At 69.7% G+C, this 22,393-nt stretch carries 20 protein-coding genes; 9 read left to right on the top strand and 11 right to left on the bottom strand.

What is annotated here, in order from left to right; all coding sequences use genetic code 11:
* Positions 1-143 precede the first annotated feature (143 nt).
* Entirely contained in the window at positions 144-284 is a 141-nt protein-coding gene (locus tag NBY65_RS04645; RefSeq protein WP_239002685.1) for a DUF1127 domain-containing protein, read from the top strand.
* Between the two features lie 111 nt (positions 285-395).
* Here NBY65_RS04645 and NBY65_RS04640 read toward each other — a convergent pair whose 3' ends face one another.
* The 3 genes from NBY65_RS04640 to NBY65_RS04630 all read right to left on the bottom strand — a co-directional run bounded on the left by NBY65_RS04640 (position 396) and on the right by NBY65_RS04630 (position 2,417).
* Positions 396-1,112 (bottom strand): NAD-dependent deacylase, encoded by a 717-nt coding sequence (locus NBY65_RS04640; protein ID WP_150039423.1) that lies wholly within the window; start codon positions 1,110-1,112, stop codon positions 396-398.
* Positions 1,099-1,632, bottom strand: coding sequence for an RNA 2',3'-cyclic phosphodiesterase (gene thpR, locus NBY65_RS04635; RefSeq protein WP_150039422.1), 534 nt, complete (start codon positions 1,630-1,632; stop codon positions 1,099-1,101). The genes NBY65_RS04640 and thpR overlap by 14 nt, the downstream gene beginning before the upstream one ends.
* Positions 1,633-1,766: 134 nt before the next feature.
* Positions 1,767-2,417, bottom strand: coding sequence for an arylesterase (locus NBY65_RS04630; RefSeq protein WP_150039421.1), 651 nt, complete (start codon positions 2,415-2,417; stop codon positions 1,767-1,769).
* On the opposite strand from NBY65_RS04630, the gene NBY65_RS04625 reads away from it, so the two are divergent.
* The 3 genes from NBY65_RS04625 (at position 2,416) to NBY65_RS04615 (ending at position 6,595) form a co-directional block, all read left to right on the top strand.
* Positions 2,416-3,135 (top strand): ABC transporter ATP-binding protein, encoded by a 720-nt coding sequence (locus tag NBY65_RS04625; RefSeq protein WP_150039420.1) that lies wholly within the window; start codon positions 2,416-2,418, stop codon positions 3,133-3,135. The two genes, NBY65_RS04630 and NBY65_RS04625, sit on opposite strands and share 2 nt — an antisense overlap.
* A gap of 100 nt (positions 3,136-3,235) precedes the next feature.
* The gene (locus NBY65_RS04620) at positions 3,236-5,725 is read left to right on the top strand and encodes an ABC transporter permease (protein WP_239002684.1); all 2,490 of its coding nucleotides are present in this window, start codon (positions 3,236-3,238) and stop codon (positions 5,723-5,725) included.
* 93 nt (positions 5,726-5,818) lie between these two features.
* Complete coding sequence (locus tag NBY65_RS04615; protein WP_150039418.1) at positions 5,819-6,595, top strand: Bax inhibitor-1/YccA family protein; 777 nt, start codon at positions 5,819-5,821, stop codon at positions 6,593-6,595.
* Between the two features lie 67 nt (positions 6,596-6,662).
* Here NBY65_RS04615 and NBY65_RS04610 read toward each other — a convergent pair whose 3' ends face one another.
* The 4 genes from NBY65_RS04610 to NBY65_RS04595 form a co-directional block, all read right to left on the bottom strand.
* Positions 6,663-7,238, bottom strand: coding sequence for a CarD family transcriptional regulator (locus NBY65_RS04610; RefSeq protein WP_239002683.1), 576 nt, complete (start codon positions 7,236-7,238; stop codon positions 6,663-6,665).
* A 623-nt stretch (positions 7,239-7,861) separates the two neighbouring features.
* Positions 7,862-8,194: a ferredoxin FdxA gene (gene fdxA, locus NBY65_RS04605; protein WP_150039417.1), complete on the bottom strand. Its 333-nt coding sequence runs from the start codon at positions 8,192-8,194 to the stop codon at positions 7,862-7,864.
* Positions 8,191-8,592: an RNA-binding S4 domain-containing protein gene (locus NBY65_RS04600; protein ID WP_239002682.1), complete on the bottom strand. Its 402-nt coding sequence runs from the start codon at positions 8,590-8,592 to the stop codon at positions 8,191-8,193. Before NBY65_RS04600 ends, fdxA begins: the two co-directional genes overlap by 4 nt.
* Positions 8,592-11,111, bottom strand: a complete 2,520-nt coding sequence (locus NBY65_RS04595) for a helicase-related protein (protein ID WP_150039416.1) — start codon at positions 11,109-11,111, stop codon at positions 8,592-8,594. The genes NBY65_RS04600 and NBY65_RS04595 overlap by 1 nt, the downstream gene beginning before the upstream one ends.
* Positions 11,112-11,292: 181 nt before the next feature.
* On the opposite strand from NBY65_RS04595, the gene htpG reads away from it, so the two are divergent.
* The 3 genes from htpG to NBY65_RS04580 all read left to right on the top strand — a co-directional run bounded on the left by htpG (position 11,293) and on the right by NBY65_RS04580 (position 15,329).
* Positions 11,293-13,140 (top strand): molecular chaperone HtpG, encoded by a 1,848-nt coding sequence (gene htpG / locus NBY65_RS04590; protein WP_150039415.1) that lies wholly within the window; start codon positions 11,293-11,295, stop codon positions 13,138-13,140.
* A gap of 211 nt (positions 13,141-13,351) precedes the next feature.
* Positions 13,352-14,764, top strand: coding sequence for a leucyl aminopeptidase family protein (locus NBY65_RS04585; RefSeq protein WP_150039414.1), 1,413 nt, complete (start codon positions 13,352-13,354; stop codon positions 14,762-14,764).
* Positions 14,765-14,933: 169 nt separating this feature from the next.
* Positions 14,934-15,329, top strand: a complete 396-nt coding sequence (locus tag NBY65_RS04580; protein ID WP_150039413.1) for a MarR family transcriptional regulator — start codon at positions 14,934-14,936, stop codon at positions 15,327-15,329.
* Between the two features lie 795 nt (positions 15,330-16,124).
* Here the strand turns inward: NBY65_RS04580 and NBY65_RS04575 are convergent.
* Positions 16,125-16,736, bottom strand: coding sequence for a hypothetical protein (locus NBY65_RS04575; protein ID WP_150039412.1), 612 nt, complete (start codon positions 16,734-16,736; stop codon positions 16,125-16,127).
* 47 nt (positions 16,737-16,783) lie between these two features.
* Positions 16,784-17,839, bottom strand: a complete 1,056-nt coding sequence (locus NBY65_RS04570) for a glycosyltransferase family 4 protein (protein ID WP_150039411.1) — start codon at positions 17,837-17,839, stop codon at positions 16,784-16,786.
* Positions 17,840-17,933: 94 nt separating this feature from the next.
* Between NBY65_RS04570 and NBY65_RS04565 the strand changes: the two genes are divergently transcribed.
* Together NBY65_RS04565 and NBY65_RS04560 are read left to right on the top strand one after the other, a co-directional pair.
* Positions 17,934-19,838 (top strand): polysaccharide biosynthesis protein, encoded by a 1,905-nt coding sequence (locus tag NBY65_RS04565; RefSeq protein WP_150039410.1) that lies wholly within the window; start codon positions 17,934-17,936, stop codon positions 19,836-19,838.
* A gap of 96 nt (positions 19,839-19,934) precedes the next feature.
* Positions 19,935-21,071 carry a DegT/DnrJ/EryC1/StrS family aminotransferase gene (locus NBY65_RS04560; RefSeq protein ID WP_150039409.1) on the top strand — a complete coding sequence of 379 codons (1,137 nt, stop codon included), beginning with the start codon at positions 19,935-19,937 and terminating at the stop codon, positions 21,069-21,071.
* Between the two features lie 2 nt (positions 21,072-21,073).
* On the opposite strand, the gene NBY65_RS04555 is transcribed toward NBY65_RS04560, so the two are convergent.
* Entirely contained in the window at positions 21,074-21,973 is a 900-nt protein-coding gene (locus NBY65_RS04555; protein WP_150039408.1) for an SAM-dependent methyltransferase, read from the bottom strand.
* On the bottom strand, positions 21,970-22,347 hold the full coding sequence (locus NBY65_RS04550) for a DUF423 domain-containing protein (protein ID WP_239002681.1): 378 nt from the start codon (positions 22,345-22,347) through the stop codon (positions 21,970-21,972). Before NBY65_RS04550 ends, NBY65_RS04555 begins: the two co-directional genes overlap by 4 nt.
* Between the last annotated feature and the right edge of the window lie 46 nt (positions 22,348-22,393).

The following is a 22,393-nucleotide window of genomic DNA, read 5'->3' as shown; positions in this document are numbered from 1 at the left end:
TCATTTCCGTTATCCGGTGGCGTTCCCCATTCTGGTGTCATCAGAGGATTCGAAAGACACCGGAGGACGCTGCAATGTCGATCATCACGCTGTCGTGGTCGCTGCCCCGGCCACGTCTGCGAGGCGCGGCAGTATCGTCATGGATGACGTCAAAGTTTGCCATCGCCTGGCGCAATTACGTCACGCGCCGGCAGTTGGAGGAACTTGACGATCGCATGCTGAAGGACCTTGGCATTTCCCGTGCCCAGGCGCAGTTCGAGGCATCCCGTCCGATCTGGCGATGACCGGTCCCGGACCACCTCTCCCCATCGCCCGATCCATGCGCCGGATCGGGGGTGGGGAGGGCGCCTTGCCCGCAGGGGAATGGTGCGAAAAGGAAACCTGATTCTGAACTGCTAGCGCCAGCGCGCCAGCAGCCCGGCGACGAATTCCGGCACCAGTTCGGTGGCGGGGCCTTGCCGGACCTCGTCGAAGAGGCTGGCGCCCTTGCTCGGCTCGAGATTGAGCTCGACGGTGCGGGCCCGGCCCTGGACTTCCGCCACGAACCCGGCCGCCGGGTAGACATGTCCGGAGGTGCCGATCGAGAGGAACAGCTCGCACTGGCCGAGCGCGGCATAGATCCGTTCAAGCTGCTGGGGCATTTCGCCGAACCAGACGATGTCCGGTCGCATGATGCCGACCTCGCCGCAGGCGGGGCAGCGGCTGTCCAGCGTCGTGTTGCCTTCCCAGGGCGACACCGCCTCGCAGCCCAGGCAGCGCGCGCGGCGCAGCGAGCCGTGCATGTTGACCAGCCGGCGGCTGCCGGCGCGTTCATGCAGGTCGTCGACATTCTGCGTGATCAGCAGGAAATCGCCCGGCCAGTGCCGGTCCAGCTCCGCCAGCGCCAGGTGCGCCGCATTCGGCGTGACCTCGGCCAGTTGGGCGCGGCGCGCGTTGTAGAAATCGTGGACACGTTGCGGATTGCGGCTGAAGCCTTCCGGCGTGGCCACGTCCTCGATCCGCACCTGCTGCCAGGCGCCGCCCTCGCAGCGAAACGTGGCGAGACCCGATTCCTTGCTGATGCCGGCCCCCGTCAGCACCACGATCGCGGGGGCCGCGTCAGTGGAGACCATATTCCACCTCCGGCGTGTAGACGGATGCTTCCTTGCCCAGGCGGGAGCTGAACAGCACGAAGCGGTCCACTTCCAGGGGACCGACCCGCAGCAGGTTGTGGCTCTGCACAAATCCGGCGAGCTTCGCCTCCGCCGCGTCGCGCAGCCGCGCCAGGGTGACGTGCGGCGAGAAGCGGCGCCGTTCCGGTTCCAGTCCGGCCCGTTGCAGGGCCGTCTCGATCTTGCTGCGCAGGGCTTCGAGCTGGGGGTTCTTCTCCACCCCCACCCAGAGCGCGTTTTCCTGCCCGCCCTTGGCGAAGGTGCCGATGCCGGCCAGGCTCATGGGAAAGGAGCGCGCCCGCAACCCGGCCAGGGCCTCGTCGATTTCCTCGGCCCGGTGCGCGGGCACCTCGCCGATGAAGCGCAAGGTCAGATGATAGTTCTCCACCGGGACCCAGCGCGCACCCGGCACGCCACCTGCCAATGCCGCAAGTTGCTGCTTCACGTCCCAGGGAAAATCGAGTCCGACAAACAACCTCATGGCCTGCGACCTGGTGCTGCAACCACGGCGGGGCGCGCCGTCACGGCCGCAGCACGAACCTTTTACTATGGTGTTTCGATTCACGCGATGCTGCGGATCGAACTGACACGATCGCACCACTAGCATGAAACCATTCAGGACGCCCGCGCCTCCGCCAGCAGCCGTTCGATCTGCGGCAGCAGGCGGGCGACGATGCGGCGCACGCCCTCCGGGTTGGGATGGATGCCGTCCGGCTGGTTCAGGGCGGGATCGCGCGCCACGCCCTGCAGGAAGAACGGATCATAGATCACCTCCTTGCGGGCCCCCAGCCGCTCGAACGTCGCATGGAAGGCCTGGCCGTACTCGGGCCCGAGATTGGGGGGCGCCAGCATTCCGCAGAGCAGCACGGGAATCCGTTTCGCTGCCAGCGTGTCCAGGATCGCCGTCAGATTCGCCTCGGTCGCCGACGGGTCGATCCCGCGCAGCCCGTCATTGCCGCCCAGTTCCACCAGCGCCGCGTCGGCGCCGTCGGCAAGCGCCCAGTCGAGCCGCGCCCGTCCGCCCGCGGTGGTGTCGCCGGAGACGGCGCCGTCCAGGATCGTCACCGCGTGCCCGCGCGCCTGCAGCGCCGCCGCCAGTTGGGCCTGGAAGCCCTCGGCCCGCGCCAGGCCGTAGCCCGCGCCGAGTGAATCCCCGAGCACCAGCAGCCGCAGCGTGCGTGCCCGGGCGGTTCGCGCAAAAACCAGGGTCGTTGCCGCCGCCACCGCTTTCAGGACGTGGCGGCGGGAGCCATATCGTCGTGCCATGGATGCCATCGCCCCTTCCCACCCCGCCCCGGACCTGGGTCCGAACGCCAGTTCCCCGCTCGTCGAGGTGCGGGACCTGCGCCTGACCGTGCAATCCAGCGCCGGTCCGGTCAACATCCTGCAGGGCATCGACCTGCAGGTCGCCGCCGGCGAGGCGGTCGGGATCGTCGGTCCGTCGGGTTCCGGCAAGACCAGTCTGCTGATGGTGCTGGCTGGCCTGGAACGCGCGACCGGCGGCCGTGTCCAGGTGGACGGAAACGATCTCACTGCGATGTCGGAGGATGCGCTGGCCCGGTTCCGCCGCCAGTCGGTCGGCATCGTGTTCCAGGCCTTCCATCTGATCCCCACCATGACGGCGCTGGAGAACGTGGCCATTCCGCTGGAGCTCGCGGGCGTGGCCGCGGCGTTCGCGCAGGCCGAGGCGAGCCTGCGCGCGGTCGGGCTCGGGCACCGGCTGACCCATCGCCCGGGCCAGTTGTCCGGCGGCGAACAGCAGCGTGTGGCCCTGGCGAGGGCCTTCGCCGCGGCGCCGCGGCTGCTGTTGGCTGACGAGCCCACCGGAAACCTGGATCGTGCCACCGGCGATGCGGTGATGGACCTGTTGTTCAGCCTGCAGGCGGAGCGGGGCAGTACGTTGATGCTGATTACCCACGACCCGGCGCTCGCGCATCGTTGCAGCCGCATCGTCCACGTGGCCGACGGCCGGATCGCATCGTGATCGGGACCGGGATCCAAGGGCTTCGCCCTTGGCGGAGGTCCAGGAGGCGGAGCCTCCTGGTCGGGTGCGGGGTGAAACCCCGCATTGGATGCATCAAACCATGTGGTTGATCTTTCGCCTCGCGCGCCGCGACCTGCGCGGTGGCGTCAGGGGCCTGCGCATCGTGCTCGCCTGTCTCGCCCTGGGTGTGGCGGCGATTGCGGCGGTCGGAACGCTGCGGGAAGGGATCGAGCGTGGCCTGGCGCGTGACGGGGCGCGCCTGCTCGGTGGTGACCTGGCGGTCCAGGGCGGGGCCGACCCGTTGCCGCAGGACCTGCGGGACTGGCTTGCGGCAAGGGGGGCGCGGGTTTCCGAGGTAGTAACCATGCGCTCCATGCTGGTGGCGCCCTCGGGGGAGCGGCTGTTGGTCGAGCTGAAGGCGGTGGATGCCGCCTGGCCGCTGATCGGCGAGGCCGGTTCGGATCCGCAAGGTGCCGGGTTGGCCGGCGGTTTCTGGGCCGAGCCATTGGTGATCGAGCGCCTGCGGCTGCAGCCGGGTGATCCGGTGCGGGTGGGGACTGCGGTCCTGCCGCTGCGGGCGGCGCTGACGGCCGAGCCCGACCGGGTCTCGACCTCCTCGTTGTTCGGGCCGCGCGTGCTGATCGCGCTTGCCGACCTGCCGGCGACCGGCCTGCTGGCGCCCGGGGCCATTGCCGAGCACGCGCTGCGGGCAGTGCTGCCGCCGGGGACGGATGTGGCAACGACGATCACCGACCTGCGGGCCGCTTTCCCCGGAACCGGCTGGCGCATCCGGGACGCGACGGCGGCCGCGCCGGGGGTGAACCGTTTCATCGACCGCACCAGCCTGTTCATGACCCTGGTCGGGCTGACCAGCCTGCTGGTCGGCGGCATTGGCGTGGCCAACGGGGTCTCCGCCTGGATCGAGGCGCGGGCGCGCAGCATCGCGACCTTGCGCTGCCTGGGGGCGGCGCCGGTCCTGGTGTTCGCGATCTGCCTCGTGCAGGTGCTGGCGCTGGCCGGGCTTGGCGTGCTGGCCGGGCTGGCGGTCGGGGCGGTGCTGCCGCCGCTGGCCGGGTGGGCGCTGTCGGGGGTGCTGCCGGTGGCGCCGGATCCGGGACCCTTCCTGCAACCGCTGGCGCTCGCGGCCGGGTATGGCCTGCTGACCGCCGCCACCTTTGCCTTGTGGCCGCTGGCGCGGGCGATGCGCATTTCCGGCGCGGCATTGTTCCGCGATGCCCTGCAGCCCGAGCGGGTGCGTCCGCCGGGCTGGCTGATCGCGGCCAATCTCGGCCTGGTGCTGGCCCTGGTCGGCCTGACCGTGGCGACGGCGCAGGAGCGGCTGTTCGCGGCGTGGTTCTGCCTGGCGGCCCTGGTGACGCTGTTGCTGTTCCGCGCGGGGGCATGGGGGGTGATGCGGCTGGCGCGCCGGCTGCCGGCGCCGCCCTGGCCGTGGGCGCGGCTGGGGCTTTCCAATCTGCACCGGCCGGGGGCGCCGACACCGCTGATGCTGGTCTCCGTCGGCATCGGCCTGTCCACGCTGGCGGCGGTGGCGCTGATCGAAGGGAATCTGCGCCGGCAGGTCGCCGAGCAACTGCCTGAGCGGGCGCCGAGCTTCTTCTTCATCGACATCCAGAACGACCAGATGCCGGAATTCCGGCGCATCGTCGGCGGCATGCCCAGCGTGCAGGATCTGCGCGAGGTGCCCAGCCTGCGCGCGCGCATCGTCGCCGTGAACGGCGTGCCGGCCGAGCAGGTGCAGGCCACGCCGGAGACGACCTGGGCGCTGCGGGGCGACCGTGGCCTGACCTATGCGGCGGCGATGCCGGAGGGCACGCGGCTGGTCGCCGGATCCTGGTGGCCCGCCGATTACGATGGCCGGCCGCTGGTTTCCTTCGACGCCGCCCTGGCCCGGGGCTGGGGGATAGGGCTCGGCGACGTCATCCGGGTCAACGTGCTCGGTCGCGACATCGACCTGCAGGTGGCCAGCCTGCGCGACATCGCCTGGCGCAGCCTCGACATCAACTTCACCCTGGTGGCGAGCCCCGGCCTGCTGGCACGCGCGCCGCACACGCATATCGCGACGGTCCGCGCCGCCCCGGAGGCGCAGGCGGCGTTGTTAAAAAGAGTGACGGACGCCCTGCCCAATGTTTCGGGAATCCGGGTGGCCGACGTGCTGGCGACGGTCGCCGCGCTGCTCGGACAGATCGGCGCGGCCCTTTCGGTGACCGGCGCGGTGACGTTGGTGGCCGGTGCGCTGGTGCTGGCGGGGGCGGTCGCGGCGGGGCAGAGGCGCCGCATCCAGGAGGCGGTCATCCTCAAAAGCCTTGGTGCCACGCGGTCCCAGGTGCGTGCGGCCTGGCTGGTAGAGTTTGGAATCCTTGGCCTTGCCGCGGGCCTGATCGCCGCCCTGGTCGGCACGCTGGCAAGCTGGGCGGTGGTACGCGGCGTGATGGGGGCGGACTGGTCATTCCTGCCGGAGCGGCTTGGATTGACCGTGCTGGGCTGTGTGGCGCTGATGCTGGGTTTCGGCTATGCCGGAACGGCCGCCGCGCTGCGCGCGCGGGCCGCTCCGCTGTTGCGGAACGAGTAGGGAACGTATTACGTCGATTTCGCTTGATCGGCGGCCCTGCGGACCCAAAATGATCGCCGAGAGGCATCCCGCCTGATAAGGAAAACACAGACCATGGCTTTCAGTCCCGACTATCGGACCTACACGGGGGCGACCCGCGCAGCCGAGACGGCGGCAGTACTGGACGCAGGCCTGCGCGCCTATATGCTTCGCGTCTACAACTGGATGGCATCCGGCCTGGTGCTCACCGGCATCGTGGCCTTTGCCATCGCCAATACCAGCCTGCTCGAGGTTTTCTACCCGCTCACCATGACCCCGAGCGGCCGGATGGTGCACGCGCCGGGCGTCCTTGCCTGGATCAGCATCTTCGCGCCGCTGGCCTTCATCCTGGTTCTGAACTTCGGTGTGAACCGGCTTTCCGCCACCGCGGTGCAGGGGCTCTATTGGGCTTTCTGCCTGGCGATGGGCGCGAGCCTGACGAATATCTTCCTGATCTACACCGGCGCTTCCGTCGCCCGGGTGTTCTTCATCACGGCCGGCACCTTCGCCGCGATGAGCATCTTCGGCTATGCCACGCGTCGCGACCTGACCAAGCTCGGCAGCTTCCTGATCATGGGGCTGTTCGGCATCGTGCTGGCCAGCCTGGTGAATATCTTCCTGGGCAGTGCCGGCCTGCAGTTCGTGATCAGCATCATCGGCGTGCTGGTGTTCACCGGCCTGACCGCCTACGACACCCAGCGGATCAAGTCGGATTTCGTCGAGTTCGCCTATGCCTATGGCCCGGACGAGGCCGCCAAGCGGAGCGTGTTCGACGCACTCGGCCTGTATCTGAACTTCATCAACCTGTTCCAGATGCTGCTGATGCTGCTCGGCAACCGCAACAGCGACTGACGCCGCGCCGCCGGCACGGCTTCCGGCGAGGGGCTCCAGCCAGAAGGGCTGGGGCCCCTTTGCTTTGTCAGATCGACTTCAGGAAGTTCGCCAGCTTGATCGCGGCACTGGCCTTGTCGGTGCGGTCCAGCGCCGCCAGCTCGGCGGCCAGGCGATCCATCGCCGATTCATAGATATGGCGTTCGGAGAAGCTCTGGTCGGGTTGGCCGGCGTTGCGGTGCAGGTCGCGCACCACCTCGGCGATGGCGATGGGGTCGCCGGAATTGATCTTGGCCTCGTATTCCTGAGCCCGGCGCGACCACATCGTCCGCTTGACCCTGGCCCGGCCTTTCAGCACGGCGAGCGCCTCGTCGAACTTGGTTTGCGTGGCGAGCCTGCGCAGTCCGGCGCTGCGGGCCTTGGCGACCGGCACCCGCAGCGTCATGCGATTTTCCTCGAAGGTGATGTGGATCAGATCCAGGCGGTGCCCGGCGATCTCCTCGATGGCGATCTTGTCGATCTTGCCGACGCCGTGGGTTGGATAGACCACGTAGTCGCCTTCGGCGAAGCTCTCTTCCCTGGCAAGGGGGCGGAGAACGGGATCCGAATGGCTGGCCGGTGTCGGAGGGCCGGGGGGGACAATGTTCGCTTCCGCAGTTTTCACGTCCGGATTCTTCGCATCCTGAGGTCGAGGGGAGAGTGGACGGGCGGGAGAGGGGGCGCTGGTCCGATGTTGCGGCGTCATGGCCTTCGAAGGGGCGTTTCCGCCGGTGTTGCCGGGGTGCCCCACCGGCGGGAAGGCGGCCAGACGATCCGGTTTCGACAGATCGGCGCGAGGCGGCTGCGCCCTGGCCGTCCGGGTGACTGCACTACGCTCACTGGCTGCGGACGCCTTCATGGCGAACCTCGTGCTCCAGAAACGTCACTGCCCGATTACGGTGCTGAGTGGCCGGCACGAGGGATCGCCGACAAACCCGAGGATCCTGGCCGCCGGACCGGCGCCGCAGATATTCCTTCACGAGCGAAGGCGTGACCGCCACACCGCGGGCACCAAACCATCGGGTGCCCCGCAGGGCGGATTCTTCCGTTCCCTGAGAATATCATATGCAGATCTGGGGAGCCGATCAAAGCGGTGCAAGGGACCGCAACCCCCTCAACCCGCACATTTTTTGTGGGGTGGTTCGGCCACCGGGGGAGATCAGGAGGCGCCGGGCGCGCAACGAAATGCCCGGCCCTCGTCGTCCCTGGGCGTAACGAACCACGCCCAGGGACGGCAGTACGGCAGGATCAGGGAACGCCCGGTTCGGGCGAGAACAGCTTGGCCTTGTCTTCCTTGGTCTTCCACTCGTCGGCGTCGGCTGGCGGCTCGCCCTTGCGGGTGATGTTCGGCCACAGCGCCGAGTAGGTGCGGTTGGTTTCCGCCCAGGCGGCAGCCCGGTCGTCGCTGTCCGGCGCGATCGCCTCGGCCGGGCATTCCGGTTCGCAGACGCCGCAATCAATGCATTCGTCCGGATGGATCACCAACATATTCTCGCCGACGTAGAAGCAGTCCACAGGGCAGACTTCCACGCAGTCCATGTACTTGCAGCGGATGCAGTTTTCCGTGACCACGTAGGTCATTGCGGACTCCTGGTCGGAATAGGGTCAGGCGCGGGGTATGCCGCCGTTTCGTCACTACCGCAAGTGTGGGGCGGGGCCGCATCGACCTCGGCCGGGGCAATTTCGTGGTATAGCAGCCGCGCTTCCGTGGCGGGGCCGCGACGGATGGCGAGGGCGCGCACCGCGACGACCAGCACCCGCCCGCGCAACGGCAAGGTCAGCACGTCGCCCACCCGCAGCCGGGCATGCGCTTTGTCGGTCGGCTGGCGGTTGATGCGCACCATGCCTTCGCCGACCAGGCGGGCGCAATCGGACCGCGCCTTCATGAAGCGCGCGCACCACAGCCATTTGTCCAGGCGCTGCCAGTCGCGGTCTTCCGTGCCGCCCGCCGTCGATGGGTCGGGGCGCCCGGCCGCCATCACACCCGCAGTGCCGCCAGCGCGGCGAAGGGACCGTCGGCCGGCAGGGGGCGCCGCTGCCGGGGGGCAGGCCCGGACGGGGGCCGGCGGCGCAGCGGCGCCACCAGGGTGGGCAGCGGCGGCCCCAGCTGCCCCTCGGCCAGAGGCGGGGGAGGCAACAGCCGGAAGCCCAGCCGCCGCATCACCAAAGGCACGGCATCGGTCTTCACCCCGAGGCGGGGAAGCAGGTCGGTGGGCAAGGGGGCGGGGTGGGTGCGGGCGATGAAGGCCAGCTCCGCTGCGACCCGCTCGGCGACGTCGAGGCGCAGCAGCAGGGGGCCGACATCGACCCAGCCCATGGCGGCGGCGAAGCCGGGGGGCCAGTCCTGGGGCGGGGCCACGCAGACGAGGCTGGGGGCGGGCAGTTCCGGGGTGGGGGCGCCGTGCCAGAGCGCCCACAGCCGCGCCCGCACCTGGGTCGCCCGGGGCTTGAGCAGGGCGGGCAGGAACAGGGCGAAGCGGCCGGCCCGCACCCCCAGCGGCTTCAGACGTCCGCGCAGGCCGGAGGGGATGTCGTCTTCGGTCGCGCCCGGCACGACGCCCAGGCGCTCGACCAGCCGGTGCAGGGGGCCGCGCAGGGTGCCTTCCCCTGCCGCCGCCTCCGCCGCCGCCAGCAAGGGCGCCACCGCGAGGCGGATCTCGGTATCCAGGAAATGCTGCAGGCGGGCGCGCACCCGCTCGCGCTGGGCGCCGTCGAGGAACTCGCTGTCGAGCACCTCCACCAGCGGCCGCATCGGCGCGGGGCCCCGGCGCAGGCGGCCGACCGCCGCCCCTTCCCAGATCAGGCGGTGGGTGTCGGTCCAGGTGAAGGCGGCATCCGCGGCCGCCTCCAGCCGCAGCACCCGCCGCGGCATCTCCTCGCGCAGCGCGCGCCGGGCCGCGCGCAGCACCAGGCGCCGCTCGTCCCCTTCGCAGGACGGGTCGGGGACGAAGCCGAACCCCTCGATCAGGCCGACCGGATGTCCTTCCACCACCACCTCGCCCCGGCGCGTGACCGCCGATAGCAGATCTTCCTGTTCGCCCGCTTCCAGTCGCCGCATGAGATGCGCCGCCCGGCGGTCGACGAAACGGGCGATCAGCCGCTCATGCAGCGCGTCGGAGACCAGGTCCTCGACCTCGCGCGCCCGGCCCTGCCAGTGCGCCGCGTCAGCGACCCAGTCCGGGCGGGCCGCGATATAAGTCCAGACGCGCACGCCGGCCAGCCGTTGCATCAGGGTGTCGATATCGCCGTCCGCGCGCGCCAGCGCCGCGATCTGGCCGGCGATCCAGTCGGTGGGGATGCGGCCGTCACGGGCGACGTGAGTGAACACTCGTGCGCACAAACGTATGTGGCTATCGTCGGCCAGCTTGCGGAAATCGGGGATCTGGCAGGCGTCCCACAGCAGGCGCACCCGGCCCCGTCCACGGGCGAGGCCGCGCATCTCCGGCTCGCGGGCCAGGGCGGCCAGGGTCTCGAGGTCGGTCGCATCGTTGCCGCGCACCAGTCCCGGTCCGGGGGGCGGGGCCAGCAACGTGTCCAGCAATGCGTCGACATGGGTGAAATCGAGCTCGCTGCTGCGCCAGCAGAGCTGGGTCAGCGGCTCGAAGCTGTGCGCCTCGACCTGGGCGGCCAGTTCGGGTTCCAAAGGCGGGCAGTCGGCGGTGCTGCCGAAAGTGCCGTCGCGCATGCCCCGCCCGGCGCGCCCGGCGATCTGGGCGACCTCGGCGGCGCTCAGCCCGCGCGGCCGGTGGCCGTCGAACTTGGTCAGCCCGGCGAAGGCGACATGGTCGACGTCCATGTTCAGGCCCATGCCGATCGCATCGGTCGCCACCAGGAAATCGACCTCCTTTTCCTGGTAGAGCGCCACCTGGGCGTTGCGCGTGCGCGGGCTCAGCCGTCCCATCACCACCGCGCAGCCACCGCGGCGGCGGCGGATCAGCTCGGCGATGGCGTAGACCTCGGCGGCGCTGAAGGCGACCACGGCGCTGCGGGGCGGCAGGCGGGTGAGCTTGACCGGGCCGGCATGGCTGAGCTGCGACAGCCGCGGCCGCGTCTGCACCTCGGCCTGCGGCACCAGCCGCTGCAGCAGCGGGCGGATGGTCTCGGCGCCGAGGAACATCGTCTCCACCAGGCCGCGGGCGTGCAGCAGGCGGTCGGTGAAGACATGGCCCCGGTCCGGATCGGCGCAGAGCTGGATCTCGTCGACCGCCAGGAATTCCACCGGCCGATCGAGCGGCATCGCCTCGACGGTGCAGGAGAACCAGCGCGCATCGGGGGGAATGATCTTTTCCTCCCCGGTGATCAGCGCGACGTGGCGGGCGCCCTTGCGAGCCACCATCCGGTCGTAGTTCTCCCGCGCCAGCAGACGCAGCGGGAAGCCGATGATGCCCGACGCATGGGCCAGCAGACGCTCGATCGCCAGATGCGTCTTGCCCGTGTTGGTCGGGCCGAGCACGGCCCGCACGCGGGCGGGAAGGTCGCCGATTCCGAAAGCCGACATGCCCGGATGGTTGGGTGTGATGCCCCGGAACGCAAGGGGCGGGTGGTCATCGGGCGGGGGGAGCGGCCGAATGCCGCGCCGGGCGGCGCTTCCGGGCGGAATGGCCGCCCGGCGGAGGAACGCATTGAAAGTCCTTGCGCAGCGCCGCATATGCGCGCCCGCGAACAACCGGAGTTGCGATATGACCGAGACAGCCACGCAGGTCGAACGGCATGGATTCGGGGCCGAGGTCGGGCGACTGCTCGACCTGGTGGTCCATTCGCTCTATTCGGAACGCGAGATATTCCTGCGCGAGCTGGTGGCCAATGCCGCCGATGCGATCGACCGGCGCCGTTTCGAGAGCCTGACCCATCCCGCCCTGGCGCTGCCCGAGGCGGGGACGATCCGGATCCTGCCGCACAAGCCCGACCGCACCCTCACCATCGCCGATTGCGGCCTCGGCATGTCGCGCGAGGAGCTGGTCGATCATCTGGGTACCATCGCCCGGTCCGGCACCCGCGCCTTCGGCCAGAAGCTCGCCGATGCGAAGCCCGAGGAGCGGCCGAGCCTGATCGGCCAGTTCGGCGTCGGCTTCTATTCGGCCTTCATGGTGGCCGATCGCGTCGAGGTGACCTCGCGCAAGGTCGGCAGCGACGAGGCCTGGACCTGGGCATCCGCCGGCGAGGGCGAGTTCACCATCGCCCCGGCCAGCCGCGAGGAGCCGGGCACCGACGTGGTGCTGCACATCAAGGCCGATGCCGAGGAGTACCTCGATCCGCTGCGGCTGGAGACGATCGTCCGCAAATGGGCCGACCACATCACCATTCCGATCACCATCGAGCGTGATGGCAAGGACGTGCCGGCCAACGAAGGCACGGCGCTGTGGCGCAAGTCCCGCGGCGAGGTCACGGAGGCCGCCTACCAGGAATTCTACCGCCATCTCGGCCATCTCTTCGACAGCCCCTGGGCGACCATCCACTGGCACGCCGAAGGGGCGCTCGAGTTCTCCGCCCTGCTGTTCATTCCCGGCAGCCGGCCATTCGAGCCGGTGGATCATGACCGGGCGTCCAAGGTGCGGCTGCATGTGCGGCGCATGTTCATCACCGACGAGGCCGAGTTGCTGCCCTCCTGGCTGCGCTTCGTGCAGGGCGTGGTCGACACCGAGGACCTGCCGCTGAACGTCTCGCGCGAGATGCTGCAGGCGACCCCGGTGCTGGCGCGGATCCGTCGCACCGTCACCAACCGGGTGCTGACCGAGCTCAGGACGCGCGCGAAGGAAGCCGAGGCCTACGCGGGCTTCTGGGAGAATTTCGGCGCCGTGCTGAAGGAAGGCGTGTGGGAGGACAGCGAGCACCGCAAGGATCTCGCGCCGCTGCTGCGCTTCCGTTCCTCGGCGGTGGAGGGCTGGACTTCGCTCGAGGACTACATCGGTCGCATGAAGGACGGGCAGGAGGCGATCTACATCCTGGCCGGCGACGATACGGCCGCGCTCGCCCGGTCCGCCCAGCTCGAGGGCTTCCGGGCCCGTGGCATCGAGGTGCTGCTGCTCGCCGATCCGATCGATGCCTTCTGGCCGGAACGGCTGGAGGAGTTCGATGGCAAGCCGATCCGCAGCATCACCCAGGGCGCCGCGGACCTCTCGAAGCTGCCGGCGGGCGAAACCCCTGCCGGGGAGCCGGCCGACGTCACCGCGCTGGTGGCGGCGCTGAAGACGGCGCTCGACAAGGACGTGAGCGAGGTGCGTGCAACCGACCGGCTGGTCGAGAGCGCGGTGGTGCTGGCGGCCGGCACGGCCGGCCCCGACCTGCAGATGCAGCGCCTGCTGCGGCGCGCCGGCCGGGCGGGCTTCGTGGCGCCGCCGGTGCTGGAAATCAATCCGCGGCATCCCCTGATCGTGACTTTGGCGGAAAAGCTGGCCGCCGGGGGCGATGTCGCCGGGGCGGGCGAGCTGCTGCTCGATCTGGCGCGCATCCAGGACGGCGAGTTGCCGCGCGATCCCGCCGGCTTCGCCCGGCGGATCGAAGCCGCATTGTCCGGCGCGGCCGGATAAGGCAGGTGGTCACAACACTTCGTTAGAGAAGACAAGCACGGAAAAATTGCCGTTTCGTCGTAATTCTTCGCGTTACCGGCGAAACGGCACTGTCCACCCTGGCAGCCGGAAAATCTTTCATGATCTAGGTGTTGTGGCGGAGTTGCGGGAATGCCGGTGAACGCACATCGTTTCGTTCACCGTTTGCACGCCTTCACGAGGGATACCGCGCTTGCCCGACCGGCCTCTGCCCGTCACCACCGTCGATCCGACGACCCGTCCTGTTCACGCGGTGCGTCCAGGAACGCTCGATGCCTTCCTGGCCACCCGTCCGCCCGCCGAAGCGGCCTGGCTGCGGGGATGCGGCTTCACCGGGCGGGCGCAGGAGCTCGTGCTGCTGCCGGGCGAGAGCGGGGTTGTCGGTGCCGTGCTCGGCCTGGGCGGCGATCACTCCCCGTTCGCGTTCGGCGACCTGGCCAACCGGCTGCCGGCCGACGCGGGCGGGTGGCGGATCGAGCCGGGTGATTTCGACCCCGAGGCGGCCACGCTCGGCTTCCTGCTCGGGGCCTATCGCTACGACCGGCTGCGCCCGGTGCGGCGGGAGCCGGCGCAGCTTGCGGTGACGGGGCACGAGCGGGCGCTGCGCGAGGCCGCGGCAACCTGGATGGTGCGCGATCTCGTCAACACGCCCGCGAACCTGCTGGGTCCGGGAGAACTGGCGCAGGCGGCGCTCGACCTCGGCGCACGCCACGGGGCCAGTCCGATCCACGTGAGCGGGGCGGCGCTGGAAGACGGCTATCCCGCCATCGCCGCCGTTGGTCGCGGATCCGATCGTTCGCCCGTCGTCGCCGGGTTCACCTGGCAGGGCAGCGGCGCCACCGCGGCGAGCCCGCTGGTCTCGTTGTGCGGCAAGGGGGTCTGTTTCGACAGCGGCGGCTACGATATCAAGCCGTCCTCCGCCATGCTGCGGATGAAGAAGGATATGGGCGGGGCCGCCAGCGTCCTCGGCCTTGCCCGTCTTTTGATGGAAGCGGACCTGCCGATCCGCCTCGCGGTGCGCATCGGCTGCGTGGAGAACGCGGTGTCCGGCCGGGCGATGCGGCCGCTGGACGTGATCCGCACGCGCCGCGGCCTGACGGTCGAGATCGGCAATACCGATGCCGAGGGCAGGCTCGTGCTGTGCGACCTGCTGGCCGAGGCCTCCGACGAGCGGCCCGACCTGTTGCTCGACTGTGCCACGCTGACCGGTGCCGCGCGGGTGGCGCTGGGGCCGGATGTGCCGGCCCTGTTCGCCACCGATGACGGCTGGGCGGAGACGCTGCTGGCGGCTGGTTCACGTCACCATGATCCGCTGTGGCGGCTGCCGCTCTGGGACGGTTACGACGACTGGTTGGACAGTAGCACTGCGGAAGTTAACAACGTCTCGGCGAAACCTTACGCCGGTGCGGTCGTTGCTGCGTTGTTCATGCGGCGATTCCTTGCTCCTGGTACGCCCTGGGTTCACCTGGATCTCTATGCGTGGAATGATTCCACGCGCCCCGGTAAACCGGAAGGCGGAGAGGCACAGTCGATCCGTGCAATTAATCGCGGGATCGAAAATAGAATCGTTGTAATGAGTGCCGAAAGAAACACGACGGTAACGTGATCGAGATTACCATGCAACCTTTATGGTGTCGTAGCCTGTAGATGAGGAGGCTTCACATGATTCGAGCCGCCCAGGCTGGTCGCAGTTGCCGGCCGGTAAGTCGATCGGCAGCATAGCGACAACAACAACAGGCGGTTATGCCGCCGGGGAACAAGAAGGACAGACACCCATGGCAACTTCGCCATCTGCCGACCAGCTTGTCGGCATCCTGAGAGATACGGTCGTGGCCTTGGTTCGCCGCGACGGGCCCGATTTGTCGGCGCGGCAACTCGGCGTATTCCTGACCTGTTACCTGCAGGACGGGGCACACACCGTGCGTGGGCTCGCGGCCGATCTGAATGTCTCGAAGCCGGCGATCACCCGGGCGCTGGATCGCCTCGGGGAATTGGATCTCGCGCGTCGCAAGGTCGATCCGATGGACCGGCGCAGCGTGCTGGTGCAGCGTACCCTCAAGGGCACGGCCTTCCTGCGTGACCTGCGCGGGATCATGACCGACGCCGCGAACACGGCGAAAAAGTCCGGCGCCGAAGCGCCTGCTTCTTCGCGGAAGGTCGCCAGCGCCTGACTGTCGGACGGCTCCGACGGCCGTCAGTCCTGAGACGTCAAGCTGCACGGCGCGGTCGCAAGACCGCGCTCGCGCCGGGTTCGAGCAGGCGCTCCCTTTGCTGGCCTCTGGCCGGCGATGATCTGCCGCATCAGCAAGGTCGCGGACCCATCGCGCAGCGGCGCGGATGCCTGTGTCCCCGCTTTCCCCTCTGACCCCAGGCCCCTCTGATCCCAGGTCGCCACCAGGATGGCCCCATGGCGTGGCCGCATGGCGTGGCAATGATCGTCCCGGGAGTTCGGCCCCTTCAGCTTCCCTGTCCCATGTGGCGTGGCCGTGTGAGTAAGACAGGCGCGGGCCTCTGTCGCGATGCCGGGTGAAGCCGTATCCTGCGGCCCTGTTGCGCGGGTGTGATCACCCCGGCGCTGCCCCTGACCTTGCCATGGCGTCGCCGGCAGCATTATTAGATCATATCAATTGTTACTATATAGTAACATTGCGAAAGTGTATAAGCGCAATAATTGCATTTATTGCCAATCTGGGCGCCCCGGCCTGCTTGCTGATTACGATGACTGTGAATGAAGGTTTTCCGCCCGTGGCGGGGTGGTCAGCCCACGACCGGCATCGCGCAGCCGGATCGACCCGGCCGCCGCCGCCGCGGCGGCAGCGGCGCATGCTGCACCGCAATAAAATGCCGGATCATCGTTGCGTCAGGGGGGCATCAGCCGGCTGTGCCGATTCGTGTCGAGAGCAGCAGGTTGCGCCGAACCGCAGCCCTGGCGCCGGTTCTTCGCGCCAGGGCTGGCAAGGCCTGCGTCAGCGGACGCCCTGCACGGGCGAGCGGCAAAGATCCGCACCGTTCTTCGTGCGAACCTGGCCGTCCGCGAACTTCACACGCAGGTCGAACACGCAGGCGTTGCCGGGCAATTCAAACCGCCCTTCGGCGCCCGCGGCGATGGTGCTGCCCTGGGTGAGGTTCGTGACCGGCTGCCCGTTGCCGCCGACCGGCCGCACCAGTGCCTCGGTGATCGGGCTGGTGCTCTCGTTCTTCAGCGTCAGGCCACGGCCGGCCGGGGCGGTTGCGCCGGCGGTCGCCTGGCCGACGGAAACGGTCTCGATCTTGCAAGCGTTGACGCCGCGCTGTTCTTCCGAACGCCCATCCGCGAACACGACGCGCAGGTCGTAGATGCAGTTCCCGTCGGCCGGCAGGCGAACCGGGAAGCTGGCGCCCGCGGCCAGTCCCTTGCCGTCCAGCCGGTCACGTCCCCAGTTGGCGCGCCCCGCCGGGGTGGCGAAGAACTCCTTGACCGCGCCGGAGGCCCGGTTGGCCAGGTTGAAGGACGGATTGGGATTCTGGGATTGCTGGGCCCAGGCGCCAGCGGGGATCATCAGCAGCGTGGCCAGCACGAGACGGCGCAGGATCATCATCCGGTACTCCGAAAAACCGGCGCCGATATGGGGGCGCCGCTCCCGTCTCACCAGCGCCCGAGCCCCGCGCGCCGCGCCCGCGCGGCGACATAGGTGGCCCAGGCGATCTGCGGGATCAGCAACAGCAACGGCACCAGTGGCTTGACCGGGCCGGGGGCGGCCATGAAGCCCAGGCAGGCCAGCCCGCCCAGGGCGGCGAATCCCCAATGCGTCGCGGCAACCAGCCGCGCATCCATCCCCGATCGCTGTGCCACCTGATAGAGATGGCCGCGATGCGCCTGGGTCAGCCGCTCCCCGGCCAGGGCCCGGCGCAGCAGCGTGAACGCCACGTCGAACAGCACGCCCGAGAGCAGCATCGGCACCAGCAGGAACGACAGTTCCACCTTGTCGAACCGGCTGGCGGCGATGCCGAGCACGGCCAGCACGAAGCCGCAGAACTGGCTGCCGACATCGCCCATGAAGATGCGGGCACGGGGGAAGTTGAAGGGCAGGAAGCCGGCCACCCCGGCGGCCAGCAGCACGCTGGCGAAATAGACGAACCAGCCGCCCTGGCCGGCGGCGATCGCGGCGAGGCAGAGGCTGGCGACCAGGGTGGTGCCGGCGGCCAGCCCGTTCAGGCCGTCGATGAAGTTCATGGCGTTGGTGGCGAACAGGATCCAGCCCACCGTGATCGCCGCCCCGGCGAGCCAGCCGATATCGACCGGGCCGAGCACGGGGATGCGAAACACCTGCAGGAAAAGGCCGCTGCCCACCGCGGCCAGCGCCGCCAGCAACTGGGCGGCCAGCTTCACCGAAAACGGCCAGTCGCGCAGGTCGTCGATGAAGCCGACCACCGCGATGACGATGGCGGCCATGATCACGCCGCGGAAGTAAGGATCGGCCAGCCGGGCGAACGAGGCGAAGCCGTACAGGAAGCCGATTCCCAGCAGGAAGGCCACGACAATGCCCATGCCGCCGCCCCTGGGCGTCGGTACGGTGTGGGAACTGCGGTCATTCGGCAGGTCCATCACCCGGGCGTTGATCATGGCACGGACCACCACCGCGGAGACCAGGGCAAGGCCGCCGGCAAAAGCGAGGTGGCGCAGGATCGCAACGAGCGTCATGGCGCCCGTTTACCCGCCCACCCCCGCGTCGGGAAACCCCACCCTGCGCCCTGCGCCAGTGACCGGCCCCCGGCGATGCGCTATGAGCCCCGCCATGGCCACGCGCACCGCCCTCTTTCGCATCGGGCTCAATGTCGGGGTGGACGCCTTGTTGGCGGGTGCCGCCGTGCCGCTCGCCCATTGGCTTGCCAACCCCCTGGCGGGGGAGGTCGGGCCGCTCTGGACGGTGCCGTGGGGGGCCATGGCCCTGCTGCTGGCCGGGCTGCCGTTCCGCCTGCCGACCCAGTACTGGCGCTTCGCCGGGGCAGGGGACCTGCTCGGCGTGGCGGCCGCCTCGATCGCCGCCGCCGCCATCTACCCCATCGCCCTGCACGAGGCGGGGCTGCCCTTCCCGAGCCCGGCTTTCCCCGCGCTGCACGCCATGACGCTGATGGTGCTGCTCAGCGTGCCGCGGGTCGGCTACCGCCTGATGCGCGAAAGCCCGGACGGCAACACGGGGCCGGCCCTGCCGGTCCTGCTGGTGGGGGCAGGCGAGAGTGCCGCCCTGTTCATCCGTGCGCTCGCCGCCGACCGCAGCCAGCCCTACCGCGTCACTGGCCTGCTGTCGCTGGGCAAGGCGCAGACCGGGCGACGGATCGACGGCTATCCCATCCTCGGCGCGCTGACCGATGCGCCGGCCGTGCTGGCCCGGCTGCGCGCGGGCGGCCGCCTGCCGACCACGCTGGTGGTCACCGAGGCCGACATCACCGGCGACGAGTTGACCGGGCTGATGGAAGCCGCCGACCGCGAGGGGCTGCGGGTCGCTCGCGCGCCGCGGCTGACCGCGCTCGATCCCGCCGGGGCAGGGGCGCAGCGGCTGGAACTGCGTCCGCTGGCGCTCGAGGACCTGCTGAACCGTCCGCAGGTGCCGCTCGACCGGGAAGGCATGGCGCGGCTGGTGCAGGGGCGGCGGGTGCTGGTGACCGGGGCCGGCGGTACCATCGGTTCGGAGCTGGCCCGCCAGGTTGCCGCCCTCGGGCCGGAACTGCTGATCCTGCTCGACAATGGCGAGTTCGCGCTCTGGCAGATCGAGGTCGAGCTGGCCGAGAGCCATCCCGGTGTGGCGCGGCGCACCGTGCTGGCGGATGTTCGCGACGAGGCCCGCATCCGTGGCCTGATGGAGGCGTTGCGGCCGGAGCTGGTGTTCCATGCCGCCGCGCTCAAGCACGTGCCGATGGTCGAGTCGCATCCGCTGGAAGGGTTGCTGACCAATGCCGCCGGCACCCGCAACGTCGCCGATGCCGCGCGTGCGGTCGGCGTACGGGCCATGGTGCTGATTTCCACCGACAAGGCGGTCAATCCGTCCTCGGTGATGGGGGCGTCCAAGCGGCTGGCCGAGATGTACTGCCAGGGGCTCGACATCGCCGCGCGCGGCCCGGCCGGTGGCATGCGCTGCGTGACCGTGCGGTTCGGCAATGTGCTGGGCTCGACGGGCAGTGTGGTGCCGCTGTTCCAGCGCCAGTTGGCGCGGGGCGGGCCGCTGACCGTGACCCATCCCGACATGCGTCGTTACTTCATGACGGTGCGCGAGGCGGTAGGGCTGGTGCTGCAGGCGAGCGTGGTCGGCACCACGGCGCCCGATCTGCGTGATGGCGGAATTTTCGTCCTCGACATGGGGGCGCCGGTGAAGATTGTCGATCTCGCCCGGCAGATGATTCGCCTCGCCGGGCTCCGTCCGGAGGTCGATGTTGAAATTCGTTTCACCGGCCTGCGTCCCGGCGAGAAGTTGTTCGAGGAGTTGTTCCACGGCAAGGAGCCGGCCACGCAGACCGGGTACCCGGGTCTGTTGATGGCGCTGCCGCGCACCGCCGATCCGGCGATCGTTGGCCGGACCATCGACGAGATCGCCGCCGCCTGTCGGGCCGGCAATCACCGGACGGCGCTGGCGGTGTTGGGCCGTGTCATCCCGGAATTCGAGCACAATGCCGAAGGCCAGGTCCTGGCCGGAGGGCAAGCCTGAAGGGTTCCAAGGGCTTCGCCCTTGGTGGAGGTCCAGGAGGCGAAGCCTCCTGGCAGGGTCCGGGGCAGCGCCCCGGGCGTGAGCAGGATCGTTGTCATGACCGAAGCCCCCCCCATCCCGTTTCTCGATCTCAAGGCGCAGCAGGCCCGCATCGCCGTTGACTTACGCAAGCGGCTGGACGCGGTGCTGGCGCATTGCCAGTTCATCCTCGGCCCGGAGGTCGTGGAACTGGAGCAGCGGTTGGCGGCCTTCTGTGGCGCCGCGCATTGCGTGTCGGTCTCGTCCGGGACTGATGCCCTGCAGATTGCCCTGATGGCCGAGGGGATTGGCGCAGGGGACGCGGTATTCCTTCCCGCCTTCACCTACACCGCGACGGCCGAGGTGCCGTTGGTGCTGGGGGCCACGCCGGTCTTCGTCGACGTCGATCCCCGTACCTTCCAGATCGACCCCGCGCATCTGGCCCTGCGGGTGGCGGAGACCCGCCGTTCGGGCCGCCTGCGCCCCAGGGCGTTGATCGGCGTTGATTTGTTCGGCCAGCCTGCCGACTGGCCGGCATTGCGGGCCGTTGCCGCCGCCGAGGGATTGTTCACCCTGGACGATTGCGCCCAGAGCTTTGGTGCCACGCTGGGGGGTGTGCCGCTCGGCACCGCCGCCGATGCGACGGCTACCAGTTTCTTCCCCTCCAAGCCGCTCGGCGGCTATGGCGATGGTGGCGCGCTGTTCACCGAGAGCGCGGAGCGGGCGGCGCTGTATCGCAGCCTGCGCACGCATGGCGAGGGCACGACCCGGTACGAGGTCCTGCGCACCGGCATGAACGGCCGGCTGGACACGTTGCAGGCGGCGGTGCTGCTGAGCAAGCTGACGGTCTTCGCCGAGGAACTGCAGGCGAGGGCCCGCATCGCTGCTGCTTATGACGCAGGCCTCGCCGGTGTGGTCGGCATCCCCGCCCGGGTGCCCGGGAGCACCAGTGCCTGGGCGATCTATGCCGTGCTGCTGCCCGATACCGCCGCGCGGGAGCGCCTGCAGGCTGGCTTGCGGGCCGCCGGCGTGCCGACTGCCATCTACTATCCCCGGCCGTTGCATGCGCAGCCCGCCTATCGCGCCGCGCATGACGGCACCGCGCTGCCGGTTTCGGAGGATCTGGCCACCCGCATCCTGGCGCTGCCGATCCATCCCGACCTCACCGAGGCGGATGTGGCGCGGATCTGCGCGGCGGTGCGCGCGAACGTCTGAGTTCAGGCCGACCAGGCGAAGGTCAGCTCGTGCTTGTTGTGGTACAGGTGGAACAGCCGACCACCCGGCAGCGCCGCGAAGGCGGCGGCGGCCTCGTGGTCGGTGGCGCCCTGGAACTTGACGGTGCAGACGATGCGCCGCGCCGCCCCGGCCTCGATCCAACGGTTGACCAACCCCAGCAGGCGCGCCGGATAGGCGATCACGTCGCTGAACAGCCAGTCCACCGGCTCGGGCGACAGGCCGAAGGCGCTTTCCCGCCGCAGCTCCACCCCCGGCATGGCGGCGACGCGCGGATCGAGATCCGCCTTGTCGATGGCGATGACGGTGGCGCCGAGCCGCGCGATCGCCCAGGTCCAGCCGCCGGGGGAAGCGCCGAGATCGATGCAGCGCTCGCCCGGCTGCGGCCAGGCGCCCAGCCGGGTGCAGGCTTCCCATAACTTCAGATAGGCCCGGCTCGGCGGTCCTTCGCGGTCCTCCTCGAAGCGGCATTCGCCGTTGACGAAGGGGCTGGTCTTGGTCGGGCTCGCCAGCATCTGGTCGGGCGCGAGCAGGGTCCAGGCGCCGAGATGCCCGGTCGGTGCCGCTTCGGGGAAGTTCAGGGGGCGTGCCTTCACCGGCGGCAGGCGCTCCTCGATCAGCGCGCTGCGCCGGTGGTGCGCGACGGCGTACAGCGCCCAGTTGCGCTGGATCGCCCGCAGCGCATCCGCGCCGGCCTTCACCGAGGGGACCGCGATCTCCCGCGGCGCGGTCCAGACATCCAGCGCCCAGGCCGAGGCGACCGGCGGGTCGGAAGACAGCGCCAGCCGGCCATGCCAGGCCGCCACCTGGACCCCGGCGCGATCGAGTTCCTCGGCGAGGGTCGCTTCCAGCCCCTCGGGGGCCAGATAGGCCGCGGCGATCACCGCGCCCGCAGCGCCGACAGCCCGAGCAGCGCCCAGCCCGTCATCAGCAGGATGCCCCCGGTGGGCGCGAGCAGGCCGAACGAGACGCCCCGCAAGGCCAGCGAATAGACCGAGCCGCAAAACAGCAGCGTGCCCAGCGCAAAGGCCGCGCCGGCGAGGTGCGCCGTCGGCCCGGCGCGTTCGGCCCAGATCCCGGCAATCACCAGCGCCGGGGCATGCCAGCCCTGCATCTGCACCGCCCGCTCCACCATGCGCAGCGCCGCCGGGTCGAGCCAGGACAGCCCATGCGCCGCCATCGCCGCCATCGCCACCCCGCTCAGCCCCACGACCGCGCCCAGCACGATCCACACCCTGTCAAGCCATCCCGTCATCATCGTCCGACCCCCAGCCGGCCGGTGCCGGTCTCGTTCACATCCTCAT

Origin of the sequence: Rhodovastum atsumiense, from assembly GCF_937425535.1 — a bacterium.
Lineage (GTDB): Bacteria > Pseudomonadota > Alphaproteobacteria > Acetobacterales > Acetobacteraceae > Rhodovastum > Rhodovastum atsumiense.
Note: the sequence above shows the minus strand (reverse complement) of the source record. Positions and strands in the feature narration are given on the sequence as shown.